The organism is Roseiconus nitratireducens (assembly GCF_008629675.1).
Lineage (GTDB): Bacteria > Planctomycetota > Planctomycetia > Pirellulales > Pirellulaceae > Stieleria > Stieleria nitratireducens.
The window spans coordinates 437,573-459,204 of record NZ_VWOX01000002.1 but is presented as its reverse complement, the minus strand read 5'-3'; the positions used below and the strand labels follow the sequence as shown (position 1 = coordinate 459,204).

Sequence of the window (21,632 nt, the reverse complement as noted above, 5' to 3'; positions counted from 1 at the left end):
GCGGAGGACTAGAGCTTTGTTTTGAAAACCGAATGAAACATGCATTTCCCGATTAACCACGGGCACAATGCAAGGTCGCGAATCGAGGATCGGATGACGCGGGCCGATGATTTCAAGCAGGTCCCGACGTAGCCGTCACGGGCTGACGCTTTCAGCATCCAGCGAGCGTCGTTGATGCGGATCCGATACGGATCGGGCAACGGAATACTGGTCGGGTAACCCCGCTTCGCCAATTCACGATTTAAGATTGCTTCCCTGCATTGGGCCTGTTCGTTTTGACGCGACTGAGTCAGCCCTTTTCCGTGAATGCGATAGTACAGAAGCGGGGACGACAGATTCGCGAGCTTTCCGGTATCGGCCAGACGGAACCAGAGGTCGTAATCTTGGGCGTAGCGAAAGGAATCATCATAACCACCAATCTCTCTTACCGATTGCGACCTCATCATCACGGAAGGATGCACGAGGAATCCGCCCCAGTCCGATAACTGGCACTTGATGATCTCGTCGTGATTCACCGGGAGGCGTCTCATGAAAAGTGACCGGTTGTCGCGATCAATGTAGACGACGTTGGTTCCGAGCGCGACGACGTCAGGATTTGCTTCCAAGTATTGGAATTGCCGTTCCAGACGATCAGGGAATGCGACATCGTCCGCGTCCATGCGGGCAATGTACTTTCCTCGCGCCTTTGCGAGTCCTGTGTTGAGGGATCGGGTCAAGCCTTGTTGAGATTGCGTGATGATTTGGACTCGTGAATCCGAGATTTGGGAAAGAATCTCTTTGGTGGCGGAATCTGACCCATCATCGACGATCAAGAATTCAAACTGACTGAAAGTCTGGTTCAAGATGCTATCGATTGCTGCCGGCAGATAGTCCGCGCCGTCATGCACGGCCATCACGATCGACAACAATGGATCGCCTCCCTCGCAACCCGTTGTTTGCTCATGCCGCACCGCTCCCAGCTCGGTGGTCACCTGAAACGATTCGCCAATAGAATCCAATTGATTCAATCGCCTGCTGAAGTCTGGTTCTCTGGAGCTTTCTGGCGATTCATGACGCGAATGACCGACACAGAGCTCAATGACTGATCCGGCGTTCGTAGATTGCGCCGATCCGCTGCATCAGCTGCGACATCTCCGGTCCGGTCCACCGCGAAACCTTTTGGTCGCTCTCACAGAGTCGCTGGCGGATCGCGTCGACAAAGGGGGTCATTTTCGATTCCCACGACCAGCAGTTCTCGATCATCGATCGGGCGTTCGACGCAAGCTGTGTCCGAAGTTCCGGATCATCACGCAGGTTAACCAACGCGATTACAAAATCATCGGCTGAATCACCTTGCACGCATACACCGGTCCGTCCGTCAACGACGACTTTGGGTACAACGCCAGTCTTCGATGCAACCACGGGAGTTCCACAAGCGAGGGATTCCAGAACGGTCGCCGGGCCTGCTTCGACGCGGCTGGTTGATACAAAAACGTCCATCGCCGAGTAGAACTGGGGGAGGTGACTGGACGGAAGGAATCCGAGATTAATCACGCCGTCGCGAACGTCCTTGCCCGCCGTATCCAGCCAGTGATCCCATCCCTTGCCGCAAAGCACGAATCGAACGCGATCGTCGATCGATGTGAGTTTCCGGATCACACTTTCCAGGATATCTAATCCCTTTCGCCCGCCATAATCACTTGAATACTTTCCGGAATACCCGACCAGGAATGAGTCATTGCTGATTCCGAGCGTTTGCCTTGCCGACGACTTTGAGTGTCGGACGAACCGCCGGACATCGACACCGTTTTCGATCAGCAGGACTTCCCGGTCATCCGGGGCCAATTGCTTCAATAGCTTCAATGCTTGCTCGCACGCCGCCACGGGGACATCCGCGGACGCGACTGATGGCGCGTTTGGGTCATCCGCGTTGACGTGATGCAGAACGGAGAAAACCACGTTTGACGGTGTCCTGTGGTGAAGGATTGCCGCGGCATACCATGGATCCAGATTGACAAGCACTCGAGACCTTTCGAAGAGGATCCGGCGCACCCGGTTGTGTTTTCGAAGAATGGATGTGGGGGCGACCAGCGTCCGAAATGGTTTCAACCCGTCTTGAATGTGCTTGGCCCATTCAGCAGTAATCCATTCATACGAATCTGGGATGATTAACGCATCAAAAAGCATGACATCCGACTGGAGGGCAAGTTAGATCCGATGTGCGTTGGCACATGTCATTTGATCGCGGTGATTCGCATGTCGCGGCCCGGGTAGTGCGTTTCGGTCTGATGGCTAATGGATACGTCGGAGTAACCGATCTTCTTCAATTCTCTAGCGAGTTCCGTGGAACTCCACAGGTACCGGTGCGTTTCGTAGTCAATCCGATCCCATTGGTTCCCGTAAAACTGTGTGCGTGCGAGATGTCGTTTGTGTTTACGGGGATGGAACAGCCAAAGTACGCAACGGCGAAAATCCGCCGCTTCCATCACGGCTTTTCCGCCTGGTTTGAGCATCCGTTTCCAATCGGAAAACATGTCGATTCCTTCCCACCGTGTGAAATGATCGATCGTGTGCGAAGTGAAGATTTCGTCAACCGAGTTATCCGGCAAACCCAGGTCACGCATATCGGCGTAACAATCCGCCACGCATCCATCTCGGGAAGAATCCGTCTCATCGGGTTGCGCCGGATTCAAATCGACGTTCAAGAAGTCTTTCCATCGGACACCGCCGCATCCCAGATGAAGCTTCAGCGGCGTCGGACGCTCCTCCTCGATCAATTGAGCCAGCGACATTTCGGCAGGTACGTTACAGGTTGACATCAATTCCGAACCTTGTGGGGTTACTGTTTTTGGAAACGTCCGAAAACGCTTTCTACTTCTGAATGCGACAACGGTTTCGTGAGCGGTGCATCGTCCGACGAAGTGGCCTCGCCAATGACAATCACTTGCAGGTAATGGTGCAGGGGGATTGAACCGCCGGGCCCGCACCAAGAGGCCCTTCGACTTGAATCTCGACAGCACAATAGGTGTGAGCCACGGTCTGTTTACCTTTGGATGCAAATGCCGCGAAAGAAACGTCGTACTTCCCCTCGGCCAAATGTACGGGACTGGATTCGATTAACAATTCGTTTGGTCCAGCATTCAATTCAATTGGCGCTTCCAGGCCAACGTTGTGGTGCGACTCCATGAAGGCAATCCCTTGCCGATGCCACTGGATGTACAAGTTGGAAACACTGATAGGACGATCGCAGACGATGTTGACTCTAAATACGAGCTTGTCGCCCCATTTTAAGTGTGTCTTATCGGCGCCAGACGTCGCATTTCGAACATCGTCACCGCAGATCCAATCTCGTTGGTCATCGGCTTGGCCCGTACGACTACTTCGATAAGCGATCAACGCGGATGCGGTGTCGCCAAGGTATTCCGGGCGGCCCTTGCTCATGAACAGACCGCGGTTGCAAATCCGCTGAACCTGAGACTCGCTGTGAGAAACAAAGATCACCGCGGCGCGGTCCAAAACCTTCCCGATTCGAGCAAAACACTTTGCCCGGAATGTCGCGTCCCCAACGGCCAGAACTTCGTCCAGAATCAGGACGTCGGGATCAAGTGCGGTTGCCACCGCAAAGCCAAGCCGAACCTGCATTCCCGAACTGTAACTTTGAACGGGGGAATCGATGAACTCCTCGATCTCCGTGAAGTCGATGATTTCGTCCAGCTTGTCCTCGGTTTCACGTTTGGACAAACCGAGAACCGCCGCGTTGACGTAAATGTTCTCGCGACCGGACAGAATTGGATTGAAGCCGGCACCGAGTGCGATCAGTGCGCCGACGCGACCTCTCATCGAGATCTGGCCCCCGTCGGGCTTGATCAGGCCGTTGAGCATTTTCAGCAGGGTCGTCTTGCCGGCCCCGTTGTGTCCGATCAATCCCAGGCATTCGCCCCGACGGAGTTGGAAAGACACACCATCCACCGCCCAGAATTCATCCTTCCGCAGCTCCGAGCGTGATGAGTCGTGGGGTTGGGACGCCGAAGGTCGCGACGCCGGAACCAACTCTCCGGCGATGTCCTTGACCCCATACCACAGACTCCGCTTCAGACTGCGGCAGAACTTTTTTCGGACACCTCGGACGTCAACCAAAACCTGATCGTCGTTCGCCGCCGCCTCCAGTGGCAGGGCACCGGTAGATCGCTCTCGGTTCGTCGCGGTGATCGTGCTCATGGACTCTCCAAATGGTTCAAAAACTTCGCCCGATCAGCCCCGGTCAGACCGGACGTGCGAGCCGTGGCCGGGCGACCAGGAAGGCTCGCGGGAGCTTCATCCGCGTGGCGGACGTCGATGGCTGCCAAGCTATCCGCCCATCCGTTCAATCAAGTGCGGCATGATCAGCCGGTACGCAATGAGACCTGCCGTCGCAATGCATGCGGCGCACAGGGTGATTGCGATCGTCAAAGGCAGCTGTGTCAGCGGGTCTCCCGTCAGCGTGGCCCGGGCGGTGGTGATCAACGGAGAGATCGGATTCCACATCGCCAAAAAACCAGCCAACCCGTCGGATTGTGGCGGGTAGACGACTGGGGTGAGTAACATCCAGAACTGCGCCACGATCGGAATGGCTTTGAGCACGTCCCCGTACAAACCGCCGATCGGAACCATCAGCAGACCGATGCAGAATCCACACAGCAACAATCCCAGCATTGCCAACGGGAAAAGGATCACGGTAGCGCCCGGGACCACCTGCCAGTAGGCCATCACGGCAGCAAGCAAAACCAAGCGAATCAGGAAGTTGAATCCGACCATGTACATACCGGAAACCAAGATCGCTTCGCGTGGAAAGTTGACCTTGGCCAACATCGGTTTCGCGGTGGTTATTGAGTTGAGCGGACTTTGCATCGCCTCGACAAAGGTTTGCCAAAGCAACGTTCCCATCATCGCGAATGCCGCGTAGGGAACCGTCGTGCCCCGAATGTTCGTGATTCCCTGACTTTGCAGGAAGATAAAGGTCAGCGATGCGACCAGAGGCGGCAGGAAAGCCCACAGATAACCCAGATAGGTTTGCCGGTACTGGGCCTTCAAGTCACGCATGAACAGTCGCCAAGCCAATTCGCGACCCGCCATCAGGTCGTGTCCCATGTCCTGCAACAGCCGGCCGGGATGCTCAATTGCGGGTGACGGCGAGTAGACGCGAACCGGTAGGTCGTCGATTCCCAATTGATTGTGAACCGTCACGGTGTCTGACATGTCGCTACGTCTTGGCTTCTCGATCTGGTCGGGTGTGGTGGCAGCTGTCATCGGGAAGGTTATCGTGTGGGTTGAGACGTGGAATGCGCGTGTGGCCACACATGATTCGTTTCGGCCGTCGCCTGGACGACTCCGGGGACGGTGCGACGCTTCGTCTTACGGACGAGCGATGCGCTTGTGACCGCACCGGTTGCCATCGTGAAGACGGGAATCACCATCGCGTTGGGCAGGGAGTCGATCGCGTTGATCACGCAGACCACCGCCACTCCGAGCGCAATCGCCATTTCGGGGTTCGCTTTGAGCTGCTTGGGGTGACATCGGCGGATCATTCTGATGGGCCCCAGAATCAGCATCCCGTACAGGGCGGACAGTCCAACCAGGCCGTTGGTGCCAAACACAATGATCCACAGGCCGTCGGTGACCGACAGGTCGTTGCCCTCGTCATCCTGCACCCGGTTGCGTCCCCAACCGCCCCAGCCAAACACCGGTCGTTGCCAGGCTTTGGCGATCAGCATCTCTTCATTCTCAAGCCGGAATTCCAACGAATCCGCTTTGTCTTCGCTGATCACCTCGGCGACGAACCGAACCAGGCTGCGGCCGGAAAACAAGCCTGTCGATCGGGCAAACATGTAGCCGGGAACCAACAGGGTCAACAGCACCAACGGCCACACCGCTCGCCTCAGGTTGACCCAGTACAAACCGGCGACCGCCGCAAAGGCTAGCGTCCAGGCGCCCAACGACCGGCACATCACCAGCGTCACGCCCAACGCAATGACGACGGGCCACACCGGATAGCCACGCCATCGACGAATGCCTCCGCAGCGCCAACCGGCGAAGGCCAACACGAAACAGCTGGCGATCCAGAGTGCAACTTGCAAGCCGTGTTGCATGAAGACCATCGGGCGATAACCGCCGAACCGCACCGACTGGCCAAAGACGTGCTGGCGAAATCCGAAGACCTGAAGGTGCAACTGCGGACTCATTCGTGCTTCCCAAAGGCACAGCGGCGCATACACGATGCCACACATCAACACCGCGACCGCCAGCGGAACCAGGTGCTCCGGTTTGCGATACACCGTCCGGCCGATGAAATAGGGCAGGCCCCACAGGATTGTCTGGTGCACCGTCGCGGCCAGACCGTCGTACGCCCCCAGCCCGTTGGTCAGGCTGGAGAACATCGGGCAAACGCACCACACCAGGATCGGCAGGTCGATCCATCCGAAGCGGAACCGCATCAGCGTGGCGGGATGAAATGCCGCCAGTCCCAGGAGCGCCCCGGCGGAAGTGGCGAACATCTTCGAGTAGTCCGGCAAACCGGGCAGTTCGTAGGCAGCCATCGGCAGGAAACACCAACCCGCCGCGAACGCGATCCCGGTCGCAAGGCGCGGACGCAGCACGGCGTACAGGCACAGGATCACGGGGATCCAACCAAACATCGCCAACGGGACCAGCAAGCTCATCCTTTGGCATGCTCCCGCCAACGCAACGCTGGCGCTGGTCGGTCAGGATTGGCTCCGGTGGGGTGCTTTGATTCGTTGGTCATTTCCGCATGGACCGCCACTGACGGAGGCACAGCAGCGGAAAGTAAAAGGCGTCTTGAGCGTAACGCCGGGCAAGCCGGCGAGGATTGCTCGCCAGTCGGTGCAGCCATTCCATTTTGATTTGCTGAACCCAACGCGGGGCACGCGTCTGCTCGCCCGCCAGAAAATCAATGGTCGCACCCACGGCCAACGCCACGGGAACTCGCAGGTGGGAGCGGTGGGCGGCCAACCATTTCTCTTGCTTTGGGAATCCCAATCCGACCACCAGCACATCGGCGTCACTGCTCGCGATCCGTTGTTGAATCTCCGAGTTGATCATCGCGTCGGTTTCGAAACCGAACGGCGGGCTGTAGCAATCGACCACCCGAACCGCCGGCCACGCTGCATGGATCTCCTTTGCCGCGCGTTCAGCGACGCCCGGAAAGCCTCCCAACAAGAACAGCCTCAACGACCGGTCGTGTTGCTGGGCGTGGGCGCACAACCCCGGCAACAGATCTGAACCCGCAACCCGCTGTGGCAACGGCATTCCGTAAACCCGCGACATGGTGACCAGTGGCCAACCGTCGGCCAACGTCAGGCTGGCTTGGCGATAGACGGGTCTGAGTTCTGGTTGGCGATGCAACTGCACGACGTGATCGACGTTCGGTGTGACCACCAGCCGGCACTCCGGTGCCCCCTGGTCGATCCATCCGAAGATGCGATCGATGGCCTGTTGCATCGTGACCGGGTCGATCGGAATCGACCACAGGACGTGGGGCCGCGGCGGTGCCAAAGCGGCCCGTGCTGAATTGGCCTGTGCTGAAGCGAGCTGGGCTGACTCAGCGACGCCGGACGGTCGGTCGAGTCTGCCAGCGGTTTCGGCGTTGGCAAGTTCGGGCTCGAGCTGTTCGGTGGTGGGAGTTTGATCAGAGAGCATGCAAGGATCTCGCCACGACACGGTTGGCGGGGTGGACCGTGCCAGTCGTGTGCCGCCGGGGCGAAGCGGCGATGGGCGTTGAGTATGCGCGGACTTCGTCCGCTTGGGTGACCGCGCGATCGATTGCGTCGCGCCACGGCAATCCACCTCTCTGCCGTGTCATCTCAAGCTTGTTCTGCTGCCAAACGCGTCCTTGCCGCATTCCCACCGGCTTTCTGCCTGGGGAGGTCTTCGCTGAATCACAATTGCTGGCGACCGGCTCGTGTCAGCGAATGGTTCGCCGTTGGAGTGCCTGTGGGTCGTCAATCTCGTTGGCTTGGCAACGCGGCGTAATGTAGAACTGACTCCGACCAGAGTCCACAAGCGACGTTTGCGGGTTTGCTAATTCAATGATTGCCGTCCAGAGACTCACCTAGCGCGTCGATAAGCGAGCAACCTGCCCCCTTGCCGAAGCATCGTTTTGCAGCCGGTTTGTGGACTCTTTTGCGGCGTCAAAGCGTCCGTTCTCGGGGGGGCGACATCCGCCCCGGGGTGCGAGCCCGATCGCGGAAAGGCGAAGGGAGCGCATAAAAAGAGACTGATCCGCAGACCAGTCTCCAGAATGATCTTCCGTCTTGAACGATGTCGAGATCGCTCATGGGAAGACAGCTCAACGACGACGTCTGCGGACAAGTCCGCATCCGCCGACCAAGCCGCCCAAGGCGATCATCGACAGGGTTCCCGGTTCGGGAACGGCAGTCACCGGTGATTCGACCATGATGACGGCCTGGTAAGACACGCCGCCGGCAGCAATCCCGTTGATCTCGATCAAGCCGTCTGCCGACGCAGCGGCCAAGCCGCTGACGATGTCGAACACGTAGGTGAAAGGCGCCGACATGTCGCCGGGAGGATCAAGTGTCCCCATGGCAAACGGTGCCGAAAACGCCACTTCCCCGGTGCTGGCAAACGGAGTCTGCGGGCTTGACGACGTCAGCATCAGAACTCCGCTATCAGAGGTCGTGGGAGTCACGCCGCTGAAGTCGAAGCTGATAAAGCCGAAGGCGTCCGCAGTCTCCGTCGTCGACCCGACGGTGACGGACATGGCAGATGCCGAAGTGGCAACGGCCAGGGTCATCGCAACGGATAACCCAAGTATCCAATTCTTCATACAGTCCCTCCAGAGAGTTCGCGAAGTGAGAGATACTTGGGCGATCGTAGTGATCGCACCCCTTATGAGCAAGTTTCCAGATTTACGGGTGGGCAATTTAGGGAATCGATCGGCCCGTCTAACGCCAAGCCGTCGCACCATGCGTGGAAGGCTACGTGAAACATCCCACCATAACGGCGGGAAGCCGGTTTTTTGGCGTTCGAGCGCCAATTCACACGCGGCTTGCAGCTGCAAGCCAAGGCGGAGTGAGACGGAGTACTGCACAAACGCACCACCCGGTAGCGTTGGGTGCGCGTCTCAGGAAGCTATCCGGAGCCGGCTTTCCGCCGTCTGGCGATGTCGGCTGCGTGGTAGAGAGCCGCTGCGTGAGGATGACGGTGTGGAGCCGCAACCGGCGGCGTCAGCTGGCGACCGGGCTTCGCCACTGTTGCAACGAATCGATCAGGGCTTCTTCGACCGTCGATAGCTCGATCCCCGTCTGCCGGATCTTGGTGTTGTCCAAGACGCAGTTGCTGCGCGGCGTTGCCGCTGCCAACCGCATGAACTCCGCCTCGTTGTCAAAGAAGTCGAAGCGACGCTCACCGGGAAGGTTCTCCTGGATCAATTCCGTGACGCGTCGCGTGGTGATGCTGCCGGTGTTGACCACGTTGTACGTTCCGAAGGGGATCCTTCGCTGCCACGACTGAACGCAGGCCGAGGCAAATTCGCCCAGATGAGACAGGCTGTTCGTGGCATCCAGCAGTCGCTCGTAGCGCATCACCTTGCTCAAGTAGTTGCGCGTCGAATCGACTTCATTGAATGGGATCCGCAATCGCCAGATGTAACACGAATCACAATCGGCCAGGAGCTCTTCCCCCAACGCCTTGCAGCCCGAATAGAAACTGCAATTGTCCGTTCGGAAACAAAAGTTGGGCGGATCCAATTCGGTGAACCCGGACCCGTCCGGCCGACTACCGGCGTAGATGCAACCGCTGGACACGTGTCCGAACGCAATGCCGGCGCGCTGGCAGGCCATGCGAATGCGTCCCGGAAGCGTCGCGTTTCCGTCCAGACATTCGGTCTTGTGAATCTCACATGCGTCAACGTTGGGCTTGCCGGTGTAGCCGGCGCTATTGATCAGGAAGGTTGCGTCGTGAGCCGCAATTGCATTGGCAAGGGCATCCACGTCCCCGTGGTCAACGTCGCGCCGACCCAGCGGCGCAAACTCCAAGTCGGCGTCTCGCAGCGCGTCGGCAATCGCCTGGCCAATGAACCCGCTGGCACCTAACAGAATGATCATATGAATTTCAGCGTGCGTGGATCCGATGGCGGCAAGGGCGTGTTGAACCGATGACCACCATCGCGGTGGAACTGCGGCAACCGTGGCTCAGACAGTTCCGTTCGACTGCAACGCTAGCCGGGTGAACACGGATTGTCCAGTTCGACCACCCGGTCGCAACAACCCGCCGCAAATCGAATCGGCGGCTCCGCTTGAGCGGCAACGTGCCGGTCGACCGAGACGTTGAGGATCCCGGTCGACCGGAACGACAAACGAACAGACAGGGGCCCGGAGGCTTGCCGTGAGGTCACTCGCGGGTCGGTGCCCGCTTCTCTTTCGTGCTGATTGGACTATGGTTTGGTGATCGACCACCGCAGGCAGGAAGCGACGCGCGGTACACTTCTGGAAGCCATGGGTCGAACCTTTGGCCCCATCGGACAACGTCACCCACTGGGACCATCGCGTCCCGGTCACGCAAGTCGCATACGGAAGGGGATTGATTGATGACAACCTGGCTGGTGACCGGCGGGGCAGGCTTCATAGGCGGTGCATTTCTGCGGATGTTTGCTGGCCAGCCGGGGCTTCGGTTGGTCGTGCTGGACAGTTTGACCTATGCGGGCAACTTGGAATCGATTGAGTCGGTATTGCTCGATCCTGAAGTTCGCTTTGTCCGCGGCGACATCGGCGACTCTGAACTGCTTGGCAAACTGTTGGCCGAAGAGCAGATCGATGCGGTAATCAATTTTGCCGCCGAAAGTCACGTGGACCGCAGCATCGACAGCCCGGAGGCGTTTGTCGTCACCAACGTGTTGGGGACATTCAAGCTGCTTGATGCGACGCTGGCCTACTGGGAGTCTCTGTCGGAACCGCAGCGAGAAGCGTTTCGGTTCTTGCATGTCTCGACCGACGAAGTGTTTGGCTCGCTGGGGAAGGAGGGCAAGTTCACCGAACGGACGCCGTATTCTCCCAACAGTCCGTACTCGGCATCGAAAGCTTCCAGTGATCACTTCGTGGGTGCCTATCATCACACCTACGGACTGCCGACCCTGATCACCAACTGTTCGAACAATTACGGTCCCTATCAGTTTCCGGAAAAGTTGATTCCGGTGATGATCATGAACGCCCTGGAAGGCAAACATTTGCCCGTCTACGGCGACGGGCAACAGGTCCGGGATTGGTTGTTTGTCGACGATCACTGCGACGCGATCGCGTTGGTCTTGCGTGAAGGTGTTCCGGGGGCGACCTACAACATTGGCGGCGATTGCGAGCGGGCGAATATCGACATCGTCCACGCCATCTGCGACTGCCTGGACGAACTGCAGGCCGATTGTCCGTCACGTCCCCTGAAGGATCTTGTGCGGAGCGTCACCGATCGGCCGGGACACGATCGACGTTACGCGATCGACTTTTCCAAGATTCATCAGGAATTGGGATGGTCGCCACAACGGTCTTTTGAAGAGGGGCTTCAGCAAACGGTTCGGTGGTACTTGCAGCACCGGGACTGGGTTCAGCGGGTGCGGAGTGGTGAATACCGTCGGCAGGGTGTTCGGTTCGCCGACGCAACGACGTGATCATCGTGCCCCCGGCCAATTCCAATCTCTCCGCCGCATCTAGCATTTTGGCACCCGCGACCAAGTGACTTCGGTCGCGAGTGACTCGGCACCAACCATCCGACCCACAGGCGAACTCGATGGCGATCGACAAGGGCATCATCTTGGCTGGCGGTTCGGGAACGCGACTGTTCCCGGCAACGCTGGCGGTCAGCAAGCAACTGTTGCCGGTCTATGACAAGCCGATGATCTATTACCCGCTGACGACGTTGATGCTGGGGGGGATCCGTGATGTGCTGATCATTTCGACACCGGAGCACACCCCCATGTTCCAGCGGTTGCTAGGGGATGGATCGCAATGGTCGATGTCGATCCAATTTGAAGTCCAGCCGGAACCCGGCGGTCTGGCACAAGCCTTTCTCATTGGGGAAGACTTTCTGGGGGGCGACGCCGCGGCGCTGATCTTGGGCGACAACATTTTTTACGGCAACGGCTTCTCCAGCATGCTGCGCGAGGCCCGGCGACATGAGCACGGGGCGACAATCTTTGGCTACCCCGTCGTCGACCCGCAACGTTACGGCATCGTTGAAATGGGGCCCAACGGAAACGCGGTCAGCTTGGAAGAAAAACCGGCCAAGCCAAAGAGCAATCTCGCAATTACCGGGCTTTACTTCTACGACCAACGGGTCTGCGAGATCGCCAAGGGACTTCAGCCGTCGCAGCGTGGCGAGTTGGAAATCACGGACGTCAATCGATTCTACCTGGATGACGGATCATTGAACGTCCAAATGTTGGGCCGCGGATTTGCTTGGCTGGACACGGGGACGCACCAGTCCCTGCTCTCGGCTTCGGACTACGTCGAGGCGATCGAGACTCGACAGGGGTTGAAGATCGCTTGTCCGGAAGAAGTGGCGTGGCGGAACCGTTGGCTGGACGATGCAGACATCGTCGCACTGGCTGATCGCTACCCCAACGACTACGGCCATTATCTGCGCGATCTGCTGACGCGCCCGCGGTGACGCGAACGCGGCCGCGATGGAGTTGGAGGTGGTGAAGGCCGAGGTGCGGGGCTCTGCCTCATCGCCCGGATCCCCCGCTGCGCCGCGTCATCGCGCTCGACGCCAGGCCTGTTGGCGCTCCACCCGGCCCACGACGTTGGCTCGGTGATTGAAGGCAGGCTGTTCCGGGGACCCCCCGAGATATGCCGTCATTGGCCGTCGGTTCCGGGAATCGCGGTCCGACAGGGCTAACCCGAAAGCCCGGCACCAAGGTCGCTCCGGGGCAAAAAAAAGGGCGAAAAAATCTTTCTCGTCGAGGTGCTGCGGATGTGATTTTGAATCCCATTGGTCGGCCTTAACGCGCCGCAGCAAAACCTCGTTCAAGCGTTGCCCGCAAAGCTCTTTGCTTGCACCTCCTTCTCGCCAAACCTTCATTTGATACAACCTGCCGCACTCCTATACTCGCTACGACCGGCCGTGAAAGATTCAGCACAAAAATGGTCGCAACCGGTCGTGAGCCATGAAAGCTCGCGCGTCAACGAGTGGGCAAGAGAGTCCGCGTGTCGGATAGCAGTGGAGCGGAATGCGGTTTTGTCGCCGCATCGGATTGCTTCCACCAGAGTCAAATGGTTTCACAGAATTGAGGATGGTGTAATGGATACGGAGGTGATGGATCGCATGGCTTCTGGGGCACCGGTCGCCAGCCGAACGGCGGTTGTTTCCGGTGAACGCTCTCCGGCCGATGGAGCCTTGGTGGTCGGATACGACCCGGGATCTTCGCTGGACTATTTTGCATGTGCGGCCGTCCACGACCCGGTCTATCGATCGCTCAAGCGGATATGCGACGTGGTGGGCGCGTTGGTGGGAATGATCGTTTTAAGTCCGCTGCTTGCGATCGGCGCCCTGGCGGTCTATCTGGTTGACGGGGGGCCGGTGATTTTTCGGCAGACCCGCGTGGGGCTGGACGGGCGTGAATTCACGATTCTGAAGTTTCGCACGATGGTCAAGGACGCCGAAGCGCGGTTGGAAGAATTGCGGTCTCATAACGGCCACGGCGAATCGATCACTTTCAAGATGGATCGAGACCCGCGAGTGATCCCCTGGGTGGGGCACTTCATGCGTCGCACCAGCATCGACGAACTTCCCCAGCTTTGGAACGTGCTCGGTGGCGAGATGAGTCTGGTGGGACCGCGACCGGCGATCCCCAGCGAAGTCGCCTGCTATGACGCCGAGCACTTGGTTCGGTTGGCGGCTAAACCGGGGCTGACCTGTTTTTGGCAGGTGAGCGGACGCGGGAATCTGAGCTTTGACAAGCAATTCGAGCTCGACCGTCGCTACATCGATGAATGCTCCTTGCTGACCGATTTGTCCCTGATCGTTCAGACCATTCCGGCGCTTCTGTTGGCTGACGGGGCGCGCTGATTCGTCGCCGCGCGACTTTTTGTCATGCCGGTTGGTGGCAAGCGTGTGTCAAATCAGTCGCACCCGGACGATTGATGCAGCGTGGTACGAAAAATGCTACACTAAAGACCCTTGTGGGTTGCGGCTGATGTGTCCGAGCCTCGATTCAGCGATGGTTCATCCGCGTTGGAATCGAGACCATGCTGGTCAAAGTCGGTTCATCGGTGTCTCGCCGAGCGAGTGCTTTGCTGCCGCGTGTTAGCCGCAACCGCCACGGAAACGAAGTGAACAATCAGTTGCAAACTTCACTCGGTTGCAAGGGGACCACACATGGAATCGCTTACTGCTCCCTCACCCGCGTCTCCTGAGTTGGGAGGCGGTATCGGACCAAACAATGGTTCGGTGTTCGACGACGGGGCCAACTCCGGTCCTCGTTCAGGCGAAAGTTTGTCCGGAGCTTCTGGAACGGCGGCCTGGCAGGCGGCCAACGACCCAGCCACGGGGTTGAGTGTCGAAGGGTTCACGCTTTCACCAGAAGAGTTGGCGGTCGTCTCCAGTGAAATCAATCGGGTGCGACCGCTGGTCACTGAAAGACCGGAGCAGCTTCCGCATGTTTCGATTCGGTTCGATCCGGATGGTGAGATTTACCACGTGCTGATCGACACCGAGGTGTCTGGCCAATCGGTTCATTCACGCGCCAATGATGGTCAGTGGCAAACCGCGTTGCGTACGGCCATTCGAAAACTGGTTCCTCGTTTCGAAGCCGCGGTCGAATCGAATGGCACCTTAGGCGCCGGCCGCGAATCGTCCGACGAAGAAGCGGTTGGTCGAGCCAGATGGGCATTGGACGAGTCCGCCCTTCAGCGGGCCGTCGAGCAGAACAACTATGCTCAATTTCGCGCCCAGCTGTACCCGTTGGAGCCGCATCTCCATGAGCGAATCGGCCGCGAGGTCCGCTGCGACGTGATGCCAGACGAAGCCCACGCCGATCACCTGTTCATGGCGGACATTATCGAAGATCTGTTCTTGATGGCTTTCGAACAGTTCGATCAACGGCCACAGGACATCACATTCGTGCAGTGGCTGGACTCGTTGATTGCTCCGACGATTGCCTTCATCGGTGCTGACAATGAAAGCTGCCCGGAGTTCATCGATTATCCGCCGTTGAGTCCGCTCAGCGAATAGCCTGAACCAGTTGTCTGGGCGTTTACGAAAAACAGGTTGGCGGATCACTACCCGCGAGAGATCGGATCAGAGTCTGGTCAACTTGCTCCGTTTGCTTACGGCCGATTGATTCTTGACGGTCATCTTTCACTGCATGAATGCGGCGTTGCCTTGCGCTGATTTTGCAGAGCACAAGGCAACATCGCACAACCTCCGTGGATGTCACGACCAGTCGGCGGACAGCCACGCTCTGGAGAGCAATTTTGCCGATGGCGGACAAAGCTCCGCCGGACTGAACCCGAACAATCTCGATGGTGCGATCAACTGGTCGAGACGGCTGACGACTCGTCCTGATCCGTGGGTTCTTCACTGGGCGATTCGGGATTGGCCCAGACGCTTTTCTGGCTCAGCACTGCATCGCCATTCAGGGTGCAGAAGGCCGTGTCGGCCGCGTCGCGTCCCGTTCCGATTCGAACAAGCCCTGTGGTCCGGGCCAACTGCGTTGGGTCAAACAGGTACCAGGCTCCGTCCAAGAAGGCTTCGAAGAATCCGTGAAAATCGGGCGGCTGCAGATTGACGGCGTAGCCGGAGACGTATCTCGCGGGAATGCCAACACCGCGGCAGAGCGTGATCGCCAAGTGGGCGTAGTCTCGGCAGACGCCGGTGCGTTGCAGCAGCACATCGGCAGCGGTGGTCGAAGCGTTGGTACTGCCCGGCGTGTAATCCAGGTGGTCGTACACCCAATCGCAAATGGCCTGAACGCGTTGATAGCCGCGTTCCATGCTCCCGAATTCCTCGAATGCGAACCGGGCCAATAGATCGCTTTCACAGTATCGGCTGGGATTCAGATACACCAACACCTCGGGGGGCATTTGCGAGGTGACCGTTTCGGTAACTCCCGAGGGCTGTTCAACGGTAGGTTGCAAAGCTGCGGTCGCTTGGTAACGGACCGTCAGCTGGCAGGGCAAAACGACAGCGCGGTGCAGCCGATTGCCCTCCAGTCCCACTTGGCACGATTCGACGCTGACGTCGGGATCAAAGGTCAGCACTTCCTGTTCGATGTGCTGCTGGTCTGTCTGACTGGCGGCAATGTTAAACAGGAACACGGTTTCCTGCCGGACGTCATAGACAAGCTCACTGCCAATTTGAATTCGGGTCATTGTTTGGACCTGGAAGGGGGTTGGGTGATGGGAACGAATTCGGTGCCGTCCCCTGCGGTGGAGCGCCGGGGGAAGGAGGCAGAAGACCTTCGGCCCAATTCATCGGAATGGACGTGATCGCATTCGTCAACGTCTGAGTCCACCAATGCGTGGTTTGGGCAAGCTCTGCCTCGCTAAAGCGTTTGAAGACCGGTTGCCGACTCCCTGATGCGATCACGGCAACATCGATCGGGTAGTCCACATCGGTCACGCTGGTCCGCGTCGCATCGAACGCCAACAGTGCCAGCGTCAACGCGGACGTCAACGACGTCTCGTAGGTCAGCAAGCGATCCAGGATTGGCCGGCCGTAGTAGGTGCGGCCGATGATGAAGTACGGTGTGTCGGCGGCCGCCTCGACCCAATTGCCTTCGGGATAGATGTAGAACAACTGTGCGACTTCATCGTCGGTCAGACACCCGCCGATGATCGCGTGCAGGTTGAATGCGTGTCCGGTCGCGCCCAAGGACGGGCCATCCTCGTCGCGCACACGCCGAAGTTGTTGCCCGAACAGATTGACGAATTGGTAAAGTCGGCTGCAGGGTTCGGTCGTCTGCTCAAGCACTTCTTCGCAATACACAAGCGTCTTGTCACGTACCGACCGCAGGCCGCTGGTCATCGTGAAAAGAGACTGATTGGCATGTTGGAACTCGGCAAGTTTGCGCTTATTCAGTCGCTCGCTCCCGCGGACGATTCGAGTGTCCGCTAGAGCGATGATCCCTTCACGGACCTGAATCCCGATACAAAACGTCACGTCGCTTCCTGAAATTAGATTGAGTTTCTCATCACGCCATGATCGGCGAACTGCAGAACGGATCGGCTTGGTGAGCGCCAAAACATTCACACGATTCAGGAAGTTTCACACGGGATACGCAGTCAGGCAAGGTGCCCGAGACGGCCGCACCGACCGAGTCAGAGGTCACCTCTGAAATCTGAAACAAGGTTTTCCGACGCCGGGAATCCGGCAACGGCCGCAGCAATGTTTTATGCGGTGCGGAAGAACAAATGGGCTTGCAGCCACGCGTCTCCTACGGGAACCGTCCACGGCTCCGGTTGTGGCTCGCTGTGGCAATGCGCCCAGTTTCGAACGAGAGAATCGGGCGGCAGCGAGAAGACGAATAAGATCCTTCTCGCTGCCGCTCGACCCTCCTTGATTGAAGGAGAGTCAATTGGATGGGCCCACGCCACGAACCGCGTGGGCCCTTCACCTCAGACGTCCTTAGAAATCGACGCGCTCATCGGCAGCGTTGAATCGCGACTCGTAATCGATCCGGTCGAGGTACTGGTTCAGCGCCACCACCTCGGCTGGGTCCATCCTGTCTTCCACGGATTCCACGGCGGCGGAGATCAAACTGACCATCCGGCGGACTTTCAGGTGGTCCCACTTGTTGTACTCTTCCCCGGGAGAGCTTCGTTTTTTCAGCGTCTCTTCAATCGGTTTGCGGTACGCCGCCAGTGCGTCATCATCCAACGGCGATGGCCAATACAACTTTCCGGAGTTGCGGTCAATTTGACTTTTCGTCAGACGATCAGGGGCTTTCATCGCCGCGATCCGCTGAGCCCGCTCCTGAGTGATGTTCGTTTCGTTGTCGACGGCCTCATCACGAAGCTCTCGCAACTTGTAATAGGTTTCGACGCTTTCACGCCGGTTGTCCAACATCTTGTCGATGGCCGCTTGCAGCTGTTTCGCCGACAGCGATTTCAGGTAGCTGCCTTTTCCAAGCCCTCGCGCCAACTCTCCCCGCGCTTCGATGACATCACCCGCCGCGGTGGATGCGTCGTCGTCGTCGAACAAGTCGTCGTCCGCCGGAGATGTCGCAGAGAAACAAAAGAGAAGGGCAAGGACCGCAAAGAACGATGTAGATTTCATTGTTTTGACTCGGTGTGCAGAAGTGACTGTTTGCCTGCGGGCGAACCGATTCGCCGCAGACGGACCAACGTCGGGGCAACGCGTTTATTTGAGAGGCTCCATCCCGAACAACATGTGCTTGCTCCCTTTCTGTGATTCGAACTTCTTCGGGCGTGGGGTTCCCGGCAGGCCGTAACACAGCTCCCATCCGCCATCATCCAGTAGACGCAGGATCCCCAGAGCCTTCGTTTCCGGGACGTCTTTCATGTCGGTCGTCATCGTGATTTCGATCGGCGACGCGGACGAGTCGATCAAAAACAGGGCGCGGTAAAGTTCGTTCTTTTCTTTGTCGAACGTGATGATCGTGTTTTTTTCGATCATCACCCTGCGGCCGTCCAACTGATCCTCGGACAACTCACGACCTTGGCTCACGCCTTTGGAAAGTTTCCAGCTTCCGGCAAGTTGCTCGCGGATGGATTGAGACTCGTCTTTACCGGCAGTTTCTTCCGCAATTCCCCAACCGCAAAAGGAAACGGACAGGGCGACGGCGGTTGCAACCAACATGGGGCGGACGGACGTCATCGGGGGCTCCTATCAGGCAAGCAGTAGTAAGGAAACGGTTCCGTGCAATGCGGACGTCAGGCGCCGCGCTGGCAACCTTGAGGGTGGCCACCCGTCGTCAATGCCGACGGAACACGATGAAGCTGATCGCGAACACACGCGTTCAGGTTTGTTGGCCAGTGATGCAAGTCCCGGACCAATCGCCAACGGCCCGCTACGACGGGTGTTTAAGCAAACAGGTTGCGTGATTTGCGATCAGATGGCCGTTTTGCGGATGGCAAGAGGGTCAAACAGAGATCACGTGGCGCGGGTCGCCGGTTGACCGAAAATGCCAGCCGGCGATCTTTCACCGGCGGATTCAATCAGATGGACTGCGTCGCACGACGGAATCGTTCACACCCCAGCGCACGTCACCACGCACAGAAAGATCGCGTTGGCGGAATGCATGCACGTGCCTTCACCGGGCGGTGGTGCCGCGTCACTTCTTGCCGTTCGATGCTGACCGCAAGTTGCGGTGTTTCCCCGTCAACCGTTGATCAGGCGGAGTAAGTCGCCGATGTTCCGGTGTTCTTCAATCGGATGGCGAAGCGGGGCATCGGTCAGCACCTCGTACTGATTTCGCCGACCGACCTTCTCGCGACGAATGAAACCGCCTTCTTCCAGGTCTTGCAGGATCCGTTGCACCGCGCGTTCGGTGATGCCGACCCGTGCCGCGACTTCTCTCAACACCAGCCCGGGACTGGAATTCAACACGATCAGGACGTGGGCATGGTTGGTCAAGAATGTCCAGCGGTGAAGCGGCTCTCCGGAAGCAGTCCGAGGGGCCAGCGTCGCGGTTTCCGCCGCGCGCTCAGAGGGGCCCGCAGCGCCGCGAGCCTGCGGGGATCGGCTTCGATTGGTTTTGGGGGCCATGTTTCCGAACGGCGAGTCCTGTGACCGGGTAGCCGGCCGCAGCCGGGGACGCCGCGAGCCAGGGCCGTACCGGAGGGGAAGAGGAAGAGCACCTGCGTCATCAGTCTATCAGACCAACCAGTCGCCACAATTCACGAATTTTTTTTCGTGACACGGAAATCCGGTAAATCGCGGGGGATTCGCGTCGATTGTCGCTGCAACCACGGTCAAAACGCTCAAGCAAAGCCGCGGATTTTGACGACATGCAATTGACGACACAAAAGTCGTGTAATAGATTTCGCGAAAACCCAGGCACTTAACTTGACCGGAGTGACCCCATGGCTGATGCGATCACCTTCCTCCCGTCCCTGACGGCTTTCCTGCTGCTCGGCTTCGTCGTCCTACCCTCGTGCGGGCTGGCCAACCGGAATCCACGCGTGGTCCGTCAATGGGTGACGGCGATCGCCGCCGTCCAAGCCCTGTTCGGCTGGGTCGCCCTTGGATGGATCGTGCTTTCCAAGATTGGGGAATCCCCGACACAAGCGGTTCGTCTGCCGTTGATGGAACTTCCGGGGACGCCGTTGGCGGCCACGATTTATCTGGACGGTGTTTCTTCGCTGATGTTTTGCCTGGTCGCTTCGATCGGTTGGGTGATCTGTCGGTACTCGATCCGGTATCTGGACGGAGAACCGAACCAGGGTGCTTATTTCTGCTGGGTTGGCACGACGCTGGGTTCCGTTTCGTTGTTCATCCTTTCCGGCAACCTCGCGCTGATGTGGGTGAGCTGGATCGTTGTCGGATTCGGCTTGCATCAATTGTTACTGCACTACCGAGAACGCCCGGCGGCCGGGCGTGCGGCGTGGTCGAAGTTCACCGTCAGTCGCATGGGCGATGCTGCGTTTGCGGCCGCCATCGTCTTGGTCTACCGGACGTTTGGGACGCTGGATCTGCCCCAGCTGTTTGAACTGCTAAAGGATCCGGGTTTGACGTCCACACCCGCGGTCCAAGCGATCGGAGGATTGCTGGCGGTCGCGGCCGCCATGAAATCGGCACAGCTCCCGTTTCATACCTGGGTACCTCAATCGCTGGAAACACCGACTCCAGTTTCGGCCTTGATGCACGCCGGCATCATCAATGCCGGCGGGTACCTGATCATTCGGACCAGCCCGTTGGTCGCCTTGTCACCGGTCGCACTCTCGGGGCTGGCGATCCTCGGTGGGCTGACGGCGGGGTTTGCGGCGTTGGTCATGATGACCCAAACCAGTGTGAAAAAATCGTTGGCTTATTCGACCATCGCACAGATGGGGTTCATGATGCTGCAATGCGGTTTGGGAGCCTACGCAGCCGCGATGCTGCATTTGCTGGCACACTCGTTGTACAAGGCCCACGCATTTCTCAGCAGTGGAAGCGTGATCGACCGAAGTCGCGCTGTGCATGGGAGTCGACCGGGCACGATCGCAAATGGGTGGTCAGGTTGCTGGTTGATGGCGGCAGCGGTGCTGGCTGGCTGCGTCGCAATGCTGGCACTGCTGGGCGTTGACCCGCTGCACAAGCCGGGCGGATTGCTTTTGGCAGCGGTGCTAAGCCTTGCGTTGACTGATTGGCTGGCCCGAGTCCGACAGATCGGTGACACCGGATTGCTGGTGCGTGCGATCGGAGTCTCGGCGGGGCTGTGCGCGTTGTACGCCACCGCATATCGGGGAATCGATTTCCTGGTTTCGCCGAACGTTGCGTCCGTCACGTCTCTGTACGCCGGCACGTTTGTGTTGATCGCACTGGCGCTGACGTTCAGCGGTCTTTGGACGTTGCAAACCCTTGCAGCCGCGAGCCGGTCGGCGGACTGGTTGCGTCCCTGGTATGTGCACGCTTCGAACGGGTTTTACCTGGACGAACTGCTGCGTCGCATTCTGGTCCCGCTTCGCTCCAGCTGAATCGTCGCCGTCTTA

The 21,632-nt window shown here is 58.6% G+C and carries 19 protein-coding genes; 5 read left to right on the top strand and 14 right to left on the bottom strand.

The window, feature by feature from the left end:
- Positions 1-8: 8 nt before the first annotated feature.
- The 9 genes from FYK55_RS04335 to FYK55_RS04295 all read right to left on the bottom strand — a co-directional run bounded on the left by FYK55_RS04335 (position 9) and on the right by FYK55_RS04295 (position 10,097).
- Complete coding sequence (locus FYK55_RS04335; RefSeq protein ID WP_150075136.1) at positions 9-998, bottom strand: glycosyltransferase; 990 nt, start codon at positions 996-998, stop codon at positions 9-11.
- A gap of 76 nt (positions 999-1,074) precedes the next feature.
- Positions 1,075-2,001, bottom strand: a complete 927-nt coding sequence (locus FYK55_RS04330; protein WP_161604301.1) for a glycosyltransferase family 4 protein — start codon at positions 1,999-2,001, stop codon at positions 1,075-1,077.
- A 212-nt stretch (positions 2,002-2,213) separates the two neighbouring features.
- A complete protein-coding gene (locus FYK55_RS04325) occupies positions 2,214-2,798 on the bottom strand; it encodes a class I SAM-dependent methyltransferase (protein WP_150075134.1) in 585 nt (194 codons plus the stop codon).
- 121 nt (positions 2,799-2,919) lie between these two features.
- Positions 2,920-4,197 carry an ABC transporter ATP-binding protein gene (locus FYK55_RS04320; protein ID WP_150075133.1) on the bottom strand — a complete coding sequence of 426 codons (1,278 nt, stop codon included), beginning with the start codon at positions 4,195-4,197 and terminating at the stop codon, positions 2,920-2,922.
- Between the two features lie 129 nt (positions 4,198-4,326).
- Positions 4,327-5,265, bottom strand: a complete 939-nt coding sequence (locus FYK55_RS04315; RefSeq protein ID WP_150075132.1) for an ABC transporter permease — start codon at positions 5,263-5,265, stop codon at positions 4,327-4,329.
- 8 nt (positions 5,266-5,273) lie between these two features.
- Complete coding sequence (locus FYK55_RS04310; protein WP_150075131.1) at positions 5,274-6,674, bottom strand: O-antigen ligase family protein; 1,401 nt, start codon at positions 6,672-6,674, stop codon at positions 5,274-5,276.
- Between the two features lie 79 nt (positions 6,675-6,753).
- Entirely contained in the window at positions 6,754-7,671 is a 918-nt protein-coding gene (locus tag FYK55_RS04305) for a WecB/TagA/CpsF family glycosyltransferase (protein ID WP_150075130.1), read from the bottom strand.
- Positions 7,672-8,320: 649 nt separating this feature from the next.
- Positions 8,321-8,818 (bottom strand): PEP-CTERM sorting domain-containing protein, encoded by a 498-nt coding sequence (locus tag FYK55_RS04300; protein ID WP_161604300.1) that lies wholly within the window; start codon positions 8,816-8,818, stop codon positions 8,321-8,323.
- Positions 8,819-9,218: 400 nt separating this feature from the next.
- Positions 9,219-10,097, bottom strand: a complete 879-nt coding sequence (locus tag FYK55_RS04295) for a sugar nucleotide-binding protein (RefSeq protein ID WP_150075128.1) — start codon at positions 10,095-10,097, stop codon at positions 9,219-9,221.
- Positions 10,098-10,579: 482 nt separating this feature from the next.
- Between FYK55_RS04295 and rfbB the strand changes: the two genes are divergently transcribed.
- From rfbB to FYK55_RS04275, 4 genes are all read left to right on the top strand, one after another.
- Positions 10,580-11,647, top strand: coding sequence for a dTDP-glucose 4,6-dehydratase (gene rfbB, locus FYK55_RS04290; protein WP_150075127.1), 1,068 nt, complete (start codon positions 10,580-10,582; stop codon positions 11,645-11,647).
- A gap of 119 nt (positions 11,648-11,766) precedes the next feature.
- Positions 11,767-12,645: a glucose-1-phosphate thymidylyltransferase RfbA gene (gene rfbA, locus FYK55_RS04285; RefSeq protein WP_150075126.1), complete on the top strand. Its 879-nt coding sequence runs from the start codon at positions 11,767-11,769 to the stop codon at positions 12,643-12,645.
- A 648-nt stretch (positions 12,646-13,293) separates the two neighbouring features.
- Positions 13,294-14,046: a sugar transferase gene (locus FYK55_RS04280; protein ID WP_161604299.1), complete on the top strand. Its 753-nt coding sequence runs from the start codon at positions 13,294-13,296 to the stop codon at positions 14,044-14,046.
- Between the two features lie 309 nt (positions 14,047-14,355).
- Positions 14,356-15,210, top strand: a complete 855-nt coding sequence (locus FYK55_RS04275; RefSeq protein ID WP_150075124.1) for a hypothetical protein — start codon at positions 14,356-14,358, stop codon at positions 15,208-15,210.
- 299 nt (positions 15,211-15,509) lie between these two features.
- On the opposite strand, the gene FYK55_RS04270 is transcribed toward FYK55_RS04275, so the two are convergent.
- The 5 genes from FYK55_RS04270 to FYK55_RS04250 all read right to left on the bottom strand — a co-directional run bounded on the left by FYK55_RS04270 (position 15,510) and on the right by FYK55_RS04250 (position 19,575).
- A complete protein-coding gene (locus FYK55_RS04270) occupies positions 15,510-16,349 on the bottom strand; it encodes a transglutaminase-like domain-containing protein (protein WP_150075123.1) in 840 nt (279 codons plus the stop codon).
- A complete protein-coding gene (locus FYK55_RS04265; RefSeq protein WP_150075122.1) occupies positions 16,324-17,139 on the bottom strand; it encodes a proteasome-type protease in 816 nt (271 codons plus the stop codon). Before FYK55_RS04265 ends, FYK55_RS04270 begins: the two co-directional genes overlap by 26 nt.
- Before the next feature lie 465 nt (positions 17,140-17,604).
- On the bottom strand, positions 17,605-18,255 hold the full coding sequence (locus FYK55_RS04260; RefSeq protein ID WP_150075121.1) for a hypothetical protein: 651 nt from the start codon (positions 18,253-18,255) through the stop codon (positions 17,605-17,607).
- A gap of 84 nt (positions 18,256-18,339) precedes the next feature.
- Positions 18,340-18,816, bottom strand: a complete 477-nt coding sequence (locus tag FYK55_RS04255; RefSeq protein ID WP_150075120.1) for a TIGR03067 domain-containing protein — start codon at positions 18,814-18,816, stop codon at positions 18,340-18,342.
- A gap of 504 nt (positions 18,817-19,320) precedes the next feature.
- Positions 19,321-19,575, bottom strand: coding sequence for a helix-turn-helix transcriptional regulator (locus tag FYK55_RS04250; RefSeq protein WP_235908409.1), 255 nt, complete (start codon positions 19,573-19,575; stop codon positions 19,321-19,323).
- Positions 19,576-20,024: 449 nt separating this feature from the next.
- Here FYK55_RS04250 and FYK55_RS04245 point away from each other — a divergent pair, with 449 nt between their 5' ends.
- The gene (locus tag FYK55_RS04245) at positions 20,025-21,617 is read left to right on the top strand and encodes a proton-conducting transporter transmembrane domain-containing protein (RefSeq protein WP_150075118.1); all 1,593 of its coding nucleotides are present in this window, start codon (positions 20,025-20,027) and stop codon (positions 21,615-21,617) included.
- Positions 21,618-21,632: the final 15 nt, after the last annotated feature.

Bases quoted from the DNA above. Each gene is read 5' to 3' on its own strand.
- FYK55_RS04300 (WP_161604300.1), bottom strand. From the start codon at position 8,818: ATGAAGAATTGGATACTTGGGTTATCCGTTGCGATGACCCTGGCCGTT.
- FYK55_RS04275 (WP_150075124.1), top strand. From the start codon at position 14,356: ATGGAATCGCTTACTGCTCCCTCACCCGCGTCTCCTGAGTTGGGAGGC.
- FYK55_RS04325 (WP_150075134.1), bottom strand. From the start codon at position 2,798: ATGTCAACCTGTAACGTACCTGCCGAAATGTCGCTGGCTCAATTGATC.
- FYK55_RS04295 (WP_150075128.1), bottom strand. From the start codon at position 10,097: ATGATCATTCTGTTAGGTGCCAGCGGGTTCATTGGCCAGGCGATTGCC.
- FYK55_RS04255 (WP_150075120.1), bottom strand. From the start codon at position 18,816: ATGACGTCCGTCCGCCCCATGTTGGTTGCAACCGCCGTCGCCCTGTCC.
- FYK55_RS04280 (WP_161604299.1), top strand. From the start codon at position 13,294: ATGGATCGCATGGCTTCTGGGGCACCGGTCGCCAGCCGAACGGCGGTT.
- FYK55_RS04305 (WP_150075130.1), bottom strand. From the start codon at position 7,671: ATGCTCTCTGATCAAACTCCCACCACCGAACAGCTCGAGCCCGAACTT.
- FYK55_RS04320 (WP_150075133.1), bottom strand. From the start codon at position 4,197: ATGAGCACGATCACCGCGACGAACCGAGAGCGATCTACCGGTGCCCTG.
- rfbA (WP_150075126.1), top strand. From the start codon at position 11,767: ATGGCGATCGACAAGGGCATCATCTTGGCTGGCGGTTCGGGAACGCGA.
- FYK55_RS04260 (WP_150075121.1), bottom strand. From the start codon at position 18,255: ATGAAATCTACATCGTTCTTTGCGGTCCTTGCCCTTCTCTTTTGTTTC.
- FYK55_RS04270 (WP_150075123.1), bottom strand. From the start codon at position 16,349: ATGACCCGAATTCAAATTGGCAGTGAGCTTGTCTATGACGTCCGGCAG.
- rfbB (WP_150075127.1), top strand. From the start codon at position 10,580: ATGACAACCTGGCTGGTGACCGGCGGGGCAGGCTTCATAGGCGGTGCA.
- FYK55_RS04315 (WP_150075132.1), bottom strand. From the start codon at position 5,265: ATGACAGCTGCCACCACACCCGACCAGATCGAGAAGCCAAGACGTAGC.
- FYK55_RS04245 (WP_150075118.1), top strand. From the start codon at position 20,025: ATGGCTGATGCGATCACCTTCCTCCCGTCCCTGACGGCTTTCCTGCTG.
- FYK55_RS04310 (WP_150075131.1), bottom strand. From the start codon at position 6,674: ATGAGCTTGCTGGTCCCGTTGGCGATGTTTGGTTGGATCCCCGTGATC.